13 protein-coding genes are annotated in these 16,299 nt (G+C 28.5%); 4 read left to right on the top strand and 9 right to left on the bottom strand.

Going from position 1 to position 16,299, the window contains the following annotated elements:
* Positions 1-67: 67 nt before the first annotated feature.
* From NNC19_RS15265 to NNC19_RS15245, 5 genes are all read right to left on the bottom strand, one after another.
* On the bottom strand, positions 68-1,111 hold the full coding sequence (locus NNC19_RS15265) for a substrate-binding domain-containing protein (RefSeq protein WP_310939532.1): 1,044 nt from the start codon (positions 1,109-1,111) through the stop codon (positions 68-70).
* 200 nt (positions 1,112-1,311) lie between these two features.
* Positions 1,312-2,790, bottom strand: a complete 1,479-nt coding sequence (locus NNC19_RS15260) for a response regulator (RefSeq protein ID WP_310939531.1) — start codon at positions 2,788-2,790, stop codon at positions 1,312-1,314.
* A 42-nt stretch (positions 2,791-2,832) separates the two neighbouring features.
* A complete protein-coding gene (locus NNC19_RS15255) occupies positions 2,833-4,539 on the bottom strand; it encodes a histidine kinase (RefSeq protein ID WP_310939530.1) in 1,707 nt (568 codons plus the stop codon).
* Between the two features lie 152 nt (positions 4,540-4,691).
* Positions 4,692-5,405 carry a phage replisome organizer N-terminal domain-containing protein gene (locus tag NNC19_RS15250; protein WP_310939529.1) on the bottom strand — a complete coding sequence of 238 codons (714 nt, stop codon included), beginning with the start codon at positions 5,403-5,405 and terminating at the stop codon, positions 4,692-4,694.
* 60 nt (positions 5,406-5,465) lie between these two features.
* Positions 5,466-5,678: a winged helix-turn-helix transcriptional regulator gene (locus NNC19_RS15245; protein ID WP_310939528.1), complete on the bottom strand. Its 213-nt coding sequence runs from the start codon at positions 5,676-5,678 to the stop codon at positions 5,466-5,468.
* 127 nt (positions 5,679-5,805) lie between these two features.
* Here NNC19_RS15245 and NNC19_RS15240 point away from each other — a divergent pair, with 127 nt between their 5' ends.
* Positions 5,806-6,861 carry an NADH:flavin oxidoreductase gene (locus NNC19_RS15240; protein ID WP_310939527.1) on the top strand — a complete coding sequence of 352 codons (1,056 nt, stop codon included), beginning with the start codon at positions 5,806-5,808 and terminating at the stop codon, positions 6,859-6,861.
* Between the two features lie 111 nt (positions 6,862-6,972).
* On the opposite strand, the gene NNC19_RS15235 is transcribed toward NNC19_RS15240, so the two are convergent.
* Positions 6,973-9,492 (bottom strand): GH39 family glycosyl hydrolase, encoded by a 2,520-nt coding sequence (locus NNC19_RS15235; RefSeq protein ID WP_310939526.1) that lies wholly within the window; start codon positions 9,490-9,492, stop codon positions 6,973-6,975.
* A 286-nt stretch (positions 9,493-9,778) separates the two neighbouring features.
* Here NNC19_RS15235 and NNC19_RS15230 point away from each other — a divergent pair, with 286 nt between their 5' ends.
* Complete coding sequence (locus NNC19_RS15230; RefSeq protein ID WP_310939525.1) at positions 9,779-10,714, top strand: flavodoxin family protein; 936 nt, start codon at positions 9,779-9,781, stop codon at positions 10,712-10,714.
* Between the two features lie 72 nt (positions 10,715-10,786).
* On the opposite strand, the gene NNC19_RS15225 is transcribed toward NNC19_RS15230, so the two are convergent.
* Entirely contained in the window at positions 10,787-12,262 is a 1,476-nt protein-coding gene (locus NNC19_RS15225) for a 6-phospho-beta-glucosidase (protein WP_310939524.1), read from the bottom strand.
* Positions 12,263-12,401: 139 nt separating this feature from the next.
* Positions 12,402-12,641 carry a SemiSWEET transporter gene (locus NNC19_RS15220; protein WP_310939523.1) on the bottom strand — a complete coding sequence of 80 codons (240 nt, stop codon included), beginning with the start codon at positions 12,639-12,641 and terminating at the stop codon, positions 12,402-12,404.
* A 249-nt stretch (positions 12,642-12,890) separates the two neighbouring features.
* Between NNC19_RS15220 and NNC19_RS15215 the strand changes: the two genes are divergently transcribed.
* Positions 12,891-13,766: a MurR/RpiR family transcriptional regulator gene (locus NNC19_RS15215; RefSeq protein ID WP_310939522.1), complete on the top strand. Its 876-nt coding sequence runs from the start codon at positions 12,891-12,893 to the stop codon at positions 13,764-13,766.
* A gap of 79 nt (positions 13,767-13,845) precedes the next feature.
* On the opposite strand, the gene NNC19_RS15210 is transcribed toward NNC19_RS15215, so the two are convergent.
* The gene (locus tag NNC19_RS15210; protein WP_310939521.1) at positions 13,846-14,706 is read right to left on the bottom strand and encodes an AraC family transcriptional regulator; all 861 of its coding nucleotides are present in this window, start codon (positions 14,704-14,706) and stop codon (positions 13,846-13,848) included.
* Between the two features lie 122 nt (positions 14,707-14,828).
* Here NNC19_RS15210 and NNC19_RS15205 point away from each other — a divergent pair, with 122 nt between their 5' ends.
* The gene (locus tag NNC19_RS15205; RefSeq protein ID WP_310939520.1) at positions 14,829-16,160 is read left to right on the top strand and encodes a family 43 glycosylhydrolase; all 1,332 of its coding nucleotides are present in this window, start codon (positions 14,829-14,831) and stop codon (positions 16,158-16,160) included.
* The last annotated feature ends 139 nt before the right edge of the window (positions 16,161-16,299 follow it).

Here is a 16,299-nt window from a genome sequence, read left to right as displayed (position 1 = left end):
CTATTCCTCCTTTAATCCTTTACATTTAATCTAAATAAAACATTTTTTCTAAATAAAAACTTTATAATTAATAAACATCCTTCCATTCATCAATATTGCTCTTATCAAATTTGAAAGGATCACCTAGCATAACTTCAGTTCCACCATAATCCACCTCAGTTATAGCTTTTTCTCCAAGTATGCCTGCTTTAAAAGTATCACCTTTCACCCCAGAAATTTCACCTTTTTTTAATTCATTGATTGTGTAACCTGCAAGATAACCTACTTCAACTGGATTCCATAAATACATCCATGGGCAAGTACCATTTTCTATGAATGTAGCCATCTCTGAAGGTAATCCAAGACCAGTTAATAGAACTTTCGAATTATTACCTTTTATTACCTTAGCTGCTGCTAACATCCCAACTGATGTTGGAGCAATTATTATCTTTGCATTTGTGCTTTTCAAAATATCTTGTGCTTCTGATTTTGATTTCACTGGATCATCTTCACCATATGAAATTCTTACAAGTGGTGTTTTGGCATACTTATCTGGATGTTCTTTTATTTCCTCTTCCATCCAACTAATCCACACTCTTTGATTGGCAGCCTGCTCTGTTGTAGAAAGTACTGCAATACCACCATTACCATTTATCATTTCATAAGCTGCTTGAATTAACCCTCTACCAATTTTTTCAGAATCTGCTTGTTGTATATGTACTTCTCTTGATTCTGCATTTACAGCTGAGTCAACTGAAACTACTTTTATTCCTGCTTTCATGGCTTTTTTTAACGTTGATTCTAGGGTATTAGCATCATTAGCTACTATAGCAATTCCTGATACTTTCTCTTCTATTAATTGATTAATTATTTCATTTTGCTTTTCAGAGGTTGCTTCTTCTGGGCTTTTATATAGCGATATTGCACCATTTTCCTTACATGCTTTTTCAAAGCCTTCATAAACCTTTTTCATGTATGGATTTTCTGCTTCCTTTGCTACAAATGCATATGTGACATGTAAATTCTCTTTATCCTTATCACTTGTACCATCAGATTCAGTTTTCACTCCACATCCTGCTAGTAAAAAAATACTTAACATTACACTAAAAAAAACAGATAAAACTCTTCTCATATTCACTATCTCCCCCATCACCACACTCTCTTAAATTTATGGTTTGCTTGTCCACTCACTCATGATATCATTTACATTAAGATTTATAAATGTAATATTTTAAACTAAAGATGTAAAAATCTAAACAATTTATTTAAAAAATAAATAGGTACCTTGTAAAAACATAAAAATCATCCTATTTAGTGTATCATTTCTCTATTCTAGTAATAATTTGTTGGCCACATTCCAGTTTTCTTCTTAAAAATTTTAGAAAAGTAATATGCATCATGAAATCCTACCATATCTGCAATTTCTTTTACTAATAACTCTGGCTGTTCCTCCATTATTTTCTTTGCCATTTCAATCCTATAATTACTTAAATATTCTCCTGGTGATATTCCATTATTATACTGTTTAAACAATTGACTTATATATGATGGTACAAATCCAAATTCCTTTGAGAGTACCATATTTGTTATACTCTTTTGGTAGTGAGTTTTTAAATACTCTTGAATATCCTCAATAAGTTTTGGTTGTTTACCTGTCTTATCAATTTCAACAATATCCAAAAGAACTGATGCCATATCCTCTGCCGCACTATAATAATCCTCAAAATTATTTATTGTTTCATAAAGTTCCTTTATAATTACGCTTATTTCTCCTTTTACTAATTTTTCATTAAAATAGAAATAATTTATAATCATATCAAAAAAATTTATCACTTCATACTGTGTAGCATTTTTATTTTCCATTATTTTAAACACTTCTAAAATAGAACTTTTTACCTTATCCTTATCTCCTTTTTTTAACCATTTTCTTATAAACTCTATTTGATTTTTAAAATATCTCTGTTCAATATGAACTTCCAAGGAGTCATTACTACACAATATTTGCGACTTGGTTAAAATAATCTTTCTGCTCAAATCATTATGTAAATCACCTATCACTTTATTCATTTCTGACATCTTAACACCTATTTTATATTCAAGAGTAATTGTAATCTCATCATTTCTAAGTGTATTAAACAATTCTTCAAGAAATTTTTTTATAATATTACTTTTTATTGATTCAATAACAATTACCTGTTCTGCAATAGTATGTCCTCTAGAAATAATATACTCTTCTCCTGTCCTCAAAATATCTGATACAACTTTATTAAGATCTATTCTATCCCAAAATGCTACTGCTGGAATCAGCATATCACTTCCATATATAGGAAGTGGTCCAGCACAAGCTAAAATCACAGAGCATTGTGAATTCATTATCTCAGAATCATCATCTTCTAGTCTTTCAAACAGCATTTCCTTCTTTTTTTCATAATTTCGCCTACTAATTTCATGTTTTATATTTTCTAAAACTTTTACTACTTTTGCCTTTGATATAGGTTTTAATATATAATCCATGACCTTAAACTCTATTCCTTTTCTCGCATATTCAAAATCAGAATATCCACTTGTTATAACTGTTATTATTTCAGGATAATTTTCTCTAATATATTTTGCAAGCTCTAATCCATCCATAATTGGCATTTTAATATCAGTAAATACAACATCTATTTTTTGCTTTTCTAATTCTTCAATTGCTTTTTTGCCATTAATAGCTGTAGCAACTACCTTGCATTCTTCATTAAATGATTTAATTATTGATACATTTGCACGCATAATTGGTGGTTCATCTTCAACAATTAGTAATCTTATCATTTTTACCACTCCTTGTCCTATCTCGTGTGCTTGTTTATTTTTTTAATATTTTAACTTATTTATTTTACTTTTAATAATAATCCTAGTCCCCTTTCCACATAAATTTTCAATATTATATTCTACATCTGTATCACATGATAATCTAAGTCTAGTAATAGTACTTGCTAATCCTAATCCTCCAATTTTTAACTCTTTATAGTTCTCATTTATACCTTTTCTAAATCGTTCAATTTTTAAATCAACATCTTTTATTTTGCTTTCTGAGAATCCAATCCCATTATCTTCAACCTTAATATACCAAAAATCTTCTTCTATCCCTAATACTATATTAATTTTCCATGGTGGTTCAACTTCACTGAAAGCATCTTTAAAACAATTCTCCACTAGAGGTTGTAAAATTAACTTTGGTATCATAATGTCATTAATTCTATCATCAACAATTATTTCATAAGAAAAACAATCTTCGTATCTTGCCTTCATTAAATTTAGGTAATTCTGTGTATGAGTTATTTCATCCCTAAAATGTACTACTGAACTTTCATATGAAGCAACATATCTGAGTATATCTGATATCTGCTGGCACATATCTACAATCTTATCACTTCCAACTTCCATACCTGCCACACTTATTACAGATAATATATTAAATACAAAATGCGGGTTCATCTGTGCTTGCATTGCTAGTAGATATGCCTTCTTTTCCTGAATAGCTGCATCTCCTATTCTTATAAGCACATCTGAAAAAGCATCACTGAGTTCTTTTATTTCATCAATAACACCTTTGTTTGTTTTAATTGAGATATTAGTTGGTGAAACTCTTTTAACAGCTAATCGTAACTCTTGCAAAGGACGTGTTATTTTACTTGCAATAAGATATGTTATTAAGAAAATAAACATTATGAATAGCAAATAGGTAAGTATAAAAATTCCTATAATACCATAAAAAGATTTACCTTGATTGATTGAAATAATCTCTACTCTCCAACCAGAAATTTCTGACTTAGAAGTAGTTTGAAGCCCTTTATTTATATCTGGGATTTCTCCTTGAGATATAATCAATCTTTCATCTTTATCATATATACGAACTTGCATATTATTAACTCCACTTTGTATTAAACTTTCAAGTTTTGATATATCCTCCTGAACTTCTACAACTGCATATACATCTTTTCCATACTTATTCATAACTGGACGAAATATAGATATGTATTGTGATTTAAAATAATTAGACCATCTATCTTTATTGGGCGGCAATACAATTCTACTAGAATATTTCAAATTCATCATAGTATCACCTATATTCATTGTATTTAGTGTTTTTTTAATTTCATCATAACCTTCCGTAATAGCTCCTGATGATATAAAATCGCCACATTGATTATATACATTTATACGCCACACTGGATCTGTTGATCCATTAATGGTTTTCAATTTACTTCCTATATCAATTGCTTTCACCACATTCTCTTTAAAATAATTATTTATGTGATTTTCATTATTTAATTTTGAAAAAAGTACAACTGTATCAGTATCAGATGTCACACGATTAGCCACATCATCCATTCTTCCTAAGAAGTCATCTATCTGCCTTGTAGTTTTTTCCGTAAGTTCGTTTTGATATTGAATCGTTGAATTTTGTATCCTTGCTTCAACAAAACAATATAATACTAATGTAAATATAGAAGTAATTATTATTAATACAATTGAATACGATTTAACTATTTGCCTCAAAAACCTAGATTTTACCATATATTTTCTCGTAAGAAATCACCTCTATTCAATTTAAATTTTTATTTTGTTCTAAATTGATTAATCACAATAATAACAGTATTTATGAATCTTTTTAGAATCCCCATATATGCCTTAATTTTATCTAGAAACCATTATTTTGTAAACTCTAATCATGAAGAACAAAAATCCCAATCATTAACAATAGTTCCTTCGATTTTTGAATCTCCATCTGTAAAAGAGCTTTCTAGAAAATCTTCTGATATTTCATCTGTGATACTATCCACATTTTCTTTCTTATTAGATTTATTTTTACTTTTATATACTTTCTTATCTTTTTTAACCTGAAAATTTCCTAGGAAATCATCAGCTATTATATTAGTTCCTTTTTTAGTAGATGCATCATTATCAGAAATTTCAGTTACAATATTGCCCTCTATGATTTTTTCATTATTTATCTCTTTCTCAACTTGTTCTTTCTCATTATTAACATTATCATTTTCTCCAATAGTTTCATCTTTTCTAATCTCTTCTTTATGTTGAGCCTTCTTTTTCTCAGTTACTTTTATATTTTGATGCTTTGCAAAATTTTTTACTTTATATACCTTTTCTTCACTTAATTCAAGCATTTCTAACTCAATCAATATATTTAGTGCTGATTTTACTTGAAAAGCATCTCTATTAAATTCAATAGCTAATGTTTCTTCTGTATATGGCATATTTTTAGAGAGATATAGCTCCCCCTCTAAATTAACCTTTCCAGCTAGAGTAATAATTCTAGACCAAACATAATGTATAAGGTCCCTTTCTGGTTTCATATCTATCATTTTAAATTTAGTATCCTCATACATATCAACTCTTAATTTTACGTATTTTCTTTCTTTCATTCTCATCAATCTCCCTTTAATATATTTCATCTAAGATATATACAAAAATTAATGAGATGCTCACTTTTTTATAAAATTTTTTAAAGAACGAGTTAACTTAATATTAGTTATTCCAGGTACACTTCTTTTAAGTTCATTGTATCTTAGTTTTTTTTCAGTATATAAACTCCAAATTATAGGAATTCTCCACTTCCCCCCAATAACTTCAAGTGCATCAACAACAGGACATTCTCTATGACAAGTATTTACTATTTCTTCTAATTTTTCTTCCATAAGTCTCCCCCCAAAAGTAAGGCACAAAAATGTGCGTACTTGATATTTTGTTTCTATGTAAAATATACTAATAACATATCAAATATCAAATTTAATGTAAATAATAATGAAATGGAGAGTGGGATCTTTGAAAAAGTTGTTTTCAGAATTTAATATTAAAAATGTGAAAGTAAAAAATCGTGTATGTATACCTCCAATGGTAGTTGGATTTTCACCTGATGGATATGTGGCACCTGAAAATGTTGAACGTTATAAAAAGTTAGCTCAAGGTGGTTCTGGATTAATAATTCAAGAAGCTACATGTATAAATACAGATGGAAGATTATCTCCAAAACAGCTTGGAATATGGGAAGATGGGCAAATTGAAGGATTAAAAACTATAGTTGATGTAGTTCATGAAGAAAACTGTGCTATATTTATTCAAATTCATCATGCAGGAGTTGTTGGAATATCTGAAGCTCCATTATGTCCAAGCGCTTATGAATATAGAAATCCATTAAAAACTGCTGTTGGACGTGAAATGACTATAGAAGATATAAAATCTATACAAAATGACTACATTCAAGCTGCTAGAAGGGCTTATGAAGCTGGCTATGATGGGATTGAACTTCATGGATGTCACGGATATTTAATTAGCCAATTCTTAAATAAGAGAGTAAATAAAAGAACTGATGCATATGGAAAGAATCCTGAAAACTTTGTAATAGAAATATTAGAAGGAATTAGAAAAGTAACTCCTGAAGAATTTGTTGTAGGAATTCGTTTAGGTGGATTTGAACCAACACTTCAAGATGGATTACGTCATGCTAAAGCATTAGAAAAGAGTGGCATAGACTTCCTTGATATTTCTTATGGCTTCTTTAGTGAACTAGAAATGAATACACCTGAAGGATATAAATTCTCAAATGCAGTTTATGCAGCTGAAGAAATTAAGAAAGAAGTTTCTGTTCCAGTATTTGCAGTTGATGGAATCAATTCAGCTGAAAATGCCGAAGAAATATTAAATGAAACAAATGTAGATTTAGTTGACATTGGTAGAGGTGCTCTTATAAATCCTAACTGGGCAAATGATGCTAAGGAAGGTAAGGATACTGGTAAGTGCTTAAAATGTGCTAAATGTATGTGGTTTGGACAATCTAAAGTTTGTGCTGGTAAAGCTATATTTGAGAGAAATAATAATTAATATATTATCTTTTCACTTATTAGTAAAAGCTGATTTCTGTATTGAAGAAATCAGCTTTTCTAATTTTTATTAATATTATATTTTTAATGGAAATCTCAAGATTATTTTAGTTTAAATCAATTTATTAATAGGTTTTACTTCTATTAAACGTACCTCATGTGGTTTCAATTCTGCAATTATTTTTAAAGAGTTATCCTCTGTGAAAAGTGTTTTTTTCTGTATCCTTGGAATAGAGGCACATTTTAAATATTCAATATCTTCATTAGTTTCCAAATCAACACCTCCCAGTTCAATCCACTTATCAAAAGAACTTCCATGCCTCTCATTTACTATTGTTTCTGTTAATTGATAGCTTCCTTCAGTAATATTGGTAAGTGGAAGAATTACTTTCATTGTATGGGGATTAGAAAATGGTGCATATCTATTTTCAAAAGTCATATCAAATAATTCTCCTGATGCATATAACTTTGAATAATGCTGATAATTATATAAAATTATTTGAAATGAAGACCCATCTGTAGTTATAAAGTAACCATCCTTCTTTTCAATTAATTTATCTCCAAGTTTGTTAAACATTTTAAAAACATAATAGTGAGATTTTTTAATTCCATTATAGGTAAAAAGACCTTGTCCACCATGATACAATTTATTTTTTACTTTTACCTCATCAGTGAAATCTGATATCTGCCAATATCCAAAACTTTCAAGTTCATCATAATTTTCTAATATATTTTTAGCTGTGTAAGCTGCTTTGTATACAGTATCATTTAACAATTCATTGTGAGATATAGAAGAATTCCAACTAGCTAAAAATATCTTATTAGTTTTCCAATCATTCTTTTTAACCCTTTTCTTTATGCTTTTAATAGTTTCTTTCAATGCATTTTCTGACTCCACATATTTAAGAGATTTACTCATTTCTATATGAGAATCTTTTGAAATACTAGTTGAATCACCACCATTTAGTTCCATAGGATAAAAGTGTGTATTAATGAAATTTGGAGAACAATCATTTAATTCACAAAAATTCATAAAAGTATCTATCCAATCATTTGAACCTTCCAATGTACTTCCAAAAACAGGAGGACTTCCAAAAGAAATAGAAGGATTAATTTTTTTTACTGCATTATATGTTTCTTTATAAAAATTGAAAAAGTCATATCTATTTTCAAAGCCAAACATATCTGTAACATCTGGTTCATTCCATAGAAAAACTGGCCATGACTCAACCTCTTTTTTACCATATCGCACAATAAGATGTTTAATAAGTTCTTCAATCATATAAGTCCATTTATCCATATCTTTAGGCAAACTAATAATTGAATGAATAAAAAACATTGTACGATCTGGATCTTCGGCTAGTTCTCTTGGCATAAAAGAAAGTTCTATAAAGGGCTTTAATTTAATTGAAAGAATATAATCTATTACTAAATCAATATAATTAAAACTAAGCTGAGGCTTCCCCTTTTCATCTTCAGAATAAAGCATCATGTCATCATCAAGCAAGCCATGAAAGCGAATGAATTCAAAACCTACATCTTTCTGTAGTTCATTAAGCATATCTCTATTTTCAGAAATTAATATGTGCTTAGCTTTTCCAATACAAATAAGCTTTTTAAATTTATGCTTTAATAATGTACCTTTTGATAAAACATCTATTGGACTTATTTCATAAACCCTAGTAGAATTAGTATTCTTCTCTGGAATACTAGCATCCTCCTTGAGATAATCTACTAATTTATTAAAAGAATTGGTATGTTGCAAAGTTAAATAATTAATTCTCATAGTGTGACTTTTTTCTTCTTTAAAAGAACTATTATTTATTTCTTTACGAAATATACTTGGAAGACAAGCATATTTATTTTTAAAGGCTGCAACAAAAGAACGTGTATTGGGAAAACCATTTTTTTCAGCAATAATTTCAATCTTTAAATTAGGATTATATAAATCTTTTACTCCATAAGAAAGTCTAACTTCCATTAAATATTCACTAAAACTAAGACCAATAAATTTCTTAAATAGTTTTGAAATATATGATTTAGAAATATATGATGAGTTAGCTAAATCATCTACTGATATCTTATTTTTAAAATTATCATTTACATAATTTAAAATACTTACTATTTTCTCTGAACTTTTATTTATATAATTTGAATGATTATCTTCAATCTTAAAATATGTAGTTAATATATATAACAGTTTATAAATATAAGATTTATTTATAAATTCTAAATTATCATCTAGATTAACATTAGATTTCACAAGTGAGGCTAAAAGCTGTTTTATAGGTATGAATTTTGATTTGTCTAAATCTATAGATGAATTACAATCAAATCTATTTTGTGAAAAATGAAAGATTTCTGAATCTAATGTAGAAATATTAATTTTTAATGATAAAATCTCACTATCATTTGCAGATAAGGTATGTATATCAAACATATTTATAAGTATAATATCATCTTCATATAAATTATATTCTATATTTCTGCATCTAACATTGATAGACCCTGATAGTACATATATTAATTCAATTTCTTGATGCCAAAATCTTTCTAATTTTTTAATAGAATATATAGATAAATCCACAGATGAAGAAATTTTGAAATTTAATTTTTTTTGATTATATTCCATAAAAATACCTCCCCAATATATAAGTTCCATTAAGTATACTCTAATAAATATTTACATCATATAAAACAATCACATATTAATTATAATTGTAAAATAACAATTAGGACTGTAAAATTCAATCATTTAATATGCAAAATTATGTACACACAAAAAATCCTAAGTAATTTTAAAAATAATATTTATAGAAACTTACCATTATAAAAATGCTCCAATGGATTATTTAGGTATTTCTCTAATGCTAAAATTAATACCAAGAAATAATAATTAGAATTTTGGAGGAATAGATATGAAAATTTTAGGCATTTCTGCTGGAACTAAAAATGGTAATAATGATTCAATGTGTAAAGAAGCTCTAATGGGAGCTAAAGAAATGGGAGCAGATATTGAATTTATTAGGCTTTTAGATTTAAATATAAAGCACTGTACTGGATGTAATGCATGTTGTATTGCTCAAGGAACAGGAAAAGGAAATTTATGTGCATTAAAAGATGATTTTGATTGGTTATTAGATAAAATGTTAGATGCAGATGGAGTTGTTTTTTCAATTCCAATTTTTGAAAAAGGTGTAGCAGGAATATTTAGAACAATCACTGATCGTTTTGGCCCAAGAATGGATAGAGGATGTAATGTAGTTGCAGATAAAATTTCTAAGGAAACTGGTGGAAAAAGGGTTGACCCTAGAATATTAAAAGATAAAGTAGTTTCATATATTGGTCTTGGAGGATCTGATTGGACTACTAGATTTCAATGTGATGCAGCTATGCAGGCAATGACACCTGCCTGGAAAGTTATAAATAATGAAAGATTCTCTTGGTCCACTGGAATTATTATGGATGATGAACAAGTTAAAAGAATACATCAAATAGGAATAAACATTGCAAATGCTGCAAAGGATATTGAAAATGCTTCATATCAAGGAGAAGAAGGAATATGTCCACACTGTCATTCAAAAAACTTTTTCTTAGATAGTGAAACAACAAAGGCTAATTGTTGTTTATGTGGTATTGAAGGTGAAATTAAGATTATTGATGGAAAAATTAAATTTGAATTCCCAGAAGAACAATTAGAACATGCACATGATCTTTTACCTGGAAAATTACTTCATGCTGCTGATATTGAAAACAATATGGCAAAAGTTTTTGAATTAAAGAGAACAGATGAATATAAAAGACGTGTAGAAAAATATAAAGAATTCATTACAGCAACTAAAAAGGAACTATAACTCCTCAAATTGCAAAAGCTGATTTCTGTATTAAACAGAATCAGCTTTTGTAATTTCCATTAATAATATATTTTAAAGACTAGTATCTTCTCCATTTGATGCTATAACCTTTTTATACCAATAGAATGAATCTTTCCTACTTCTTGTAAGAGGACCATTCCCATCATCATTTTTATCTACATAAATAAATCCATAACGTTTTCTCATTTCTCCAGTACCTGCAGATACAAGGTCAATACATCCCCATGGAGTATATCCAATTAAGTCAACCCCATCCTCTTCAACAGCTTCCTTCATTGCTTCAATATGTTTAGCTAAGTAATCAATACGATAATTATCATGAATAGACCCATCTGCCTCTACTTTATCTATTGCCCCCATGCCATTTTCAACAATGAATAGTGGTAAATTATATCTTTCTTGTAATCTATTTAAGGCAAGTCTTAAACCTATAGGGTCAATTTGCCATCCCCAATCTGTTGCCTTTAAATAAGGATTTAAAACTGAAGTTACCATATTTCCATCAGTAACTTTTTTTGATTCATCTGTACTTACAACTGAGCTTGAATAATAAGAAAATCCAATATAATCAACTGTACCATTCTTTAATAACTCATCATCACCATCTTGTTTTTCTAATTTTACGCCTAATCTCTCATATTCCTTTAACTTATATTCAGGATAGAAACCACGACATTGAACATCTGAGAAGAAATGTCTTTGCTGATCACTTTTCATTAGCTTTAATTCATCTGCTGGATTGCATGTAAGTGCATAAGTAGACCCATAAGCTGTCATCATACCAATTTTAAAGTCAGAATTAATCTTATGGCCTAATTGTACAACTTTTGCACTCGCTAAAAACTGATGATAGACTCCTTGTGCTCTTGATTGAGGATCATTTTTAATAACTCCTCCTGCAAAAGTAGGCATATGATCCATTATATTAATTTCATTAAATGTCATCCAATATTTAACCTTATTCTTATATCTATTAAAAATAGTTTCACAGTATTTTACATAAAAATCAATTACCTTTCTATCTAACCATCCTCCATATTTATTGGTCAAAGCAAGTGGAGTTTCATAGTGAGAAATTGTCACTACAGGCTCAATATTATATTTTAATAATTCATCAAATACATTATCATAAAACTTTAAACCCTTTTCATTAGGTGTTGCATCATCACCATTTGGAAAAATTCTTGCCCAGTTAATAGATAGTCTAAAGCAATTAAAACCCATTTCTGCAAATAGTGCTATATCTTCTTTATAATGATGATAAAAATCAATAGCTTGATGGCTTGGATAATATTCTCCTTCATGACATTCTAATATAGCTCCATCAGGAATTGATTCAAAGGGAAATACTCCTTGTGATTTCTTAGTTCCATCAGGCATTGTATAAGTAATTCTTCTTGCAGATGTATGACTACCATTTGTCATAACATCAGCAGTACTTAATCCCTTACCATCTTCTAAGTATCCTCCCTCAAATTGATTAGCAGCTGTAGCGCCACCCCATAAAAAATCTTTTCTAAATCCCATTTTTATAATCTCCTCTCTTTTTTAACTTTGGATAATCAATGTTAAAATTTAATTTATTTATGTATTATAAATTTACCCATGTTGTTTATATTTTATTTAACCAATTAACTTTTATATATTTTTTATTTATATTAGAAATTTACTTATACTTAAGTTTACAAATTAAAATAATAGATGCTAGAACAAATGTAACTGCATTTGCTGCTATAAGTGCCATATCACCAATTCTAATTCCATGTACCATCCATAAAAATATACCAATTACACTCATTGAATACATTCCTAAAGATATTGCTGAAGCATCTTTTGATTTCAGCACCTTGATTACTTGTGGTACAAATGAAAATGTTGTTAAAAATGCCGCTATTACGCCTATCATTATTTTTTCCTCCTCATATGTTAATAAATATCTAATTTATACTAACCCTTTAAATCCAATGATATTGAGTATTTTTGTTAAATAAAAATAACTTTCTTACTTCTATGCTATAATCATATATGACTATTGATTAAATTAAAATATTTTATATGCATATTGAAATGAGATTTCATTTTTATTAGTTTTTTTGTATTAAATAATGAAATACTATTCTAAATATATATCATTTTATAGAAAAGAGGTGTATATATGCTAATTTCAAATAAACTTGAATCTATGGATTCTTTATCTAAATCTGAAGAAGTTCTTGCTAATTATATCCTTAATGAAAAGGAAAACATTGAACATTTATCTACTAAAGACTTAGCAAATGCAACTTACACTTCCCCATCAACTGTAGTTCGTTTATCTCAAAAATTAGGATTTAGTGGATGGAATGAATTAAAAGAAAAGTACCTTAAAGAACTTCAATATTTAAATCAACATTTTTCTGAAATTGACCCTAATTTCCCATTTGAAGCTCATGATACATTTATGAATATTGCTTCAAAGGTTTCTCATCTCGCTGTAACAAGTATTGAAGATACATTATCACTACTTAACCATGATGACCTAAAAAAAGCAGTTAACTTATTATGTAAAGCCCAGACAATTAATGTATATGGAATAAGTAATTCTTTGCTTATGGCCTATGATTTTAAGCATAAAATGCTTCGAATTAATCGCCACGTTGAAATAATGAACTTACCTGGTGAACAGCTTGTTGTGGCTTCAAATTCTACTCCTGCTAACTGTGCTATATTAATTTCATATTCAGGAGAATCAGATGAATTAATACGAATTACAAATATTCTAAAGGAACGAAAAACGCCAATGATTGTACTAACAAGTATGGGTGAAAATACTTTAACAACTTTTGCTGATTGTACTTTTACTATAACAACACGTGAAAAACTCTATTCAAAGATTGGAACATATTCTAGTAATAATTCTATTCATTTAATCTTAGATATTTTATATTCTTGTTTATTTAAGATGAATTATAATTATAACTTAGAATATAAAACTAATATTTCTAAAAATACAGATGATAGATTTTCAAGTAGCTCCTTATTAAAAGAATAAATTGAATTGATAATAAATTAAAACAAACAGTTCAAGTGCATTAAAATAATATATTGCTCTTGGACTGTTTTTATACATTTTATTGTGAAACTCTAAATTGTTTTGGTGTGAGTCCCACTCTTTTTTTAAAAATACGACTAAAATAATTATTATCACTAAACCCACATTGAAATGCTACATCAGATATAGTAAGACCCCTTTCTTTTAATAGTCTACATGCTTTGTTTATTCTTAGTGAAAGAATATAGTTTAATGGTGTTGTATTATAAGTCTCACTAAAAATCCTTGAAAAATGTCTTGAAGAATAATGTGAAGTTTCTGCAAGGACATCTATAGAAATGTCTTCTGTATAATGATTTTCTATATATGAAATAGACTTAGCAATATTAATTATATTACTTTTTTCAGGTCTATCATCAAAACTATATAGCCTTGATAATATTGTAACTAAAATCATAAAATTTGCTCCTAATAATGTTTGCCACCCATCAGCTTTATTTGCATACTCTGAAACCATAAAATCTATTAGAACATTAATTCTATCAAAATCCTTTGGTTTAAGCCCAAGTCTACTTTTAAATCCATGTTCTTTAGTACAATATGGCTCTAATACAAATAATGCATGAAACCCTGCACTTTTCTTAATATCATAATCAGCTGAAAATAAAATCTCAGGACGATACATTATATTAATAATTCTAAAATTTTCAGTCTCTTCATAACCATGGATAGTATCATTACTAATAACAAATACATCTCCTTTTTTAATATAAAATTTCTCATCATCAACAATATGATTTGCACTGCCTTTTATTACAATGACAAGCTCTGAAAAATCCTTATGTTTGTGCCTGAAAATCCCTTCATCATGATATCCATACTGAATGAAAAGAGGAAAACTTTCATCATTTGTAAAATAACCGAGTTTCATTTCAAACATATATCCTCCTTTATTTTTGTCCGTTTTGTGCTATAAGACGTTGTAATCCTCATAGAATTTAACATTTGAACATGCTAATATACAAAGTATAGCATAAATTATAATTTTTAGGAGGTATTTTTATGTCAAATCCATATCTTCCATTTTGGGAGTATATTCCTGATGGTGAACCTAGAGTTTTTGGTGAACGTGTATATATTTATGGCTCTCATGATAATGCAGGCTCAGATAAATTTTGTGACTATAAACTTAAAGTATGGTCAGCACTACTTGATAATCTAAACGATTGGACTTGCCATGGTCATATATTTCATACAAGAGATGATAGAGATCATAAATCAGATACTCCATGGACAGACTGTGATCTTTATGCCCCTGATGTAGTTGAAAAAGATGGGAAATACTATCTTTATGCATACATTATGAATGCAAAGGGCTGTGTTGCTATAAGTGATAAACCTGAAGGTCCCTTTCAATTAATTTCACAATATAAATACAATATCTCAGACAATATGGACAAAGAAGCCTTCAACAATGGCTGGTTTATTGATCCTGGTGTACTTGTTGATGATGATGGAAAAGTGTACATTTACTGTGGATATGAGCGTTCCTTTGTTGCAGAAATCAACCCAAATAATATGTATGAAATTATTGATGGAACATATCAATATGATATTATTCCTATAGAAGAACCATTTACATTTTTTGAGGCTTGTTCTCCAAGAAAAATAGAAGATACATACTATCTGATCTATTGCCCAAGAAAGAGCAGTAGACTTGTATATGCAACATCTAAGTCACCAAAAGGTCCCTTTGAATATAGGGGTGTTATTATTGACAATAGTATTGATTATCCAGGTGGAAACAATCATGGTTCTATCTGCCATATTAATAATCAGTGGTATATTTTCTATCACCGTATGACAAATAACACAATTATGTCAAGACGTGGTTGTGTAGAGAAAATTAAAATTCTACCTGATGGAACTATCCCAGAAGTTGAAATGACATCTTTGGGCTTTGAAGATTCCCTTTCTCCCTATAAAATTACACCTGCTGAAATTGCTTGCACCCTAAAAGGAAACTGCTTTATAACAGAGAAAAATGTAACTTCACGACTAATTACATCTATTACAAGTGGTTGTATAATTGGCTACAAGTATTTTGATTTCGGTAATGATTTTTCTAGCAAAACCATGAAATTTATTGCTTTAGTAAAAGGGACTGGATGCAAATCAAAATTTAAAATTTTACTTGATGATTATAAAACTGGAGAAGAAATAGGCAGCTGTGAAATAGGTCCCGATGATGGTGTTTACAATGCAATTGTGAAGAATGTAACTGGTAGACATGCTATATATTTTGTTGTAAATGACAACTTTGGTGGCTGGTTTACTGATATGTTTAAAGGAAGACATTTATTTGAATTTGAATCTTTTGTCTTTATGAAGTAACATTACCTCCCTATTTTACTTAAGATAAAATATGATATGCTATTTTATAAAAATTAAAATGAAAAAATCTAGTGTAGAAAAATAGATAGTATTTAAAGTATTTCATGAACTACTTTTATAGAAAAATAAACTTAAATTA

It is taken from the genome of Clostridium sp. SHJSY1 (assembly GCF_031626875.1).
In the GTDB taxonomy this organism is placed as follows: Bacteria; Bacillota; Clostridia; order Clostridiales; family Clostridiaceae; genus Clostridium.
The sequence above is the reverse complement of the archived record's forward strand: the minus strand, read 5'-3'. Positions and strand labels throughout refer to the sequence as shown.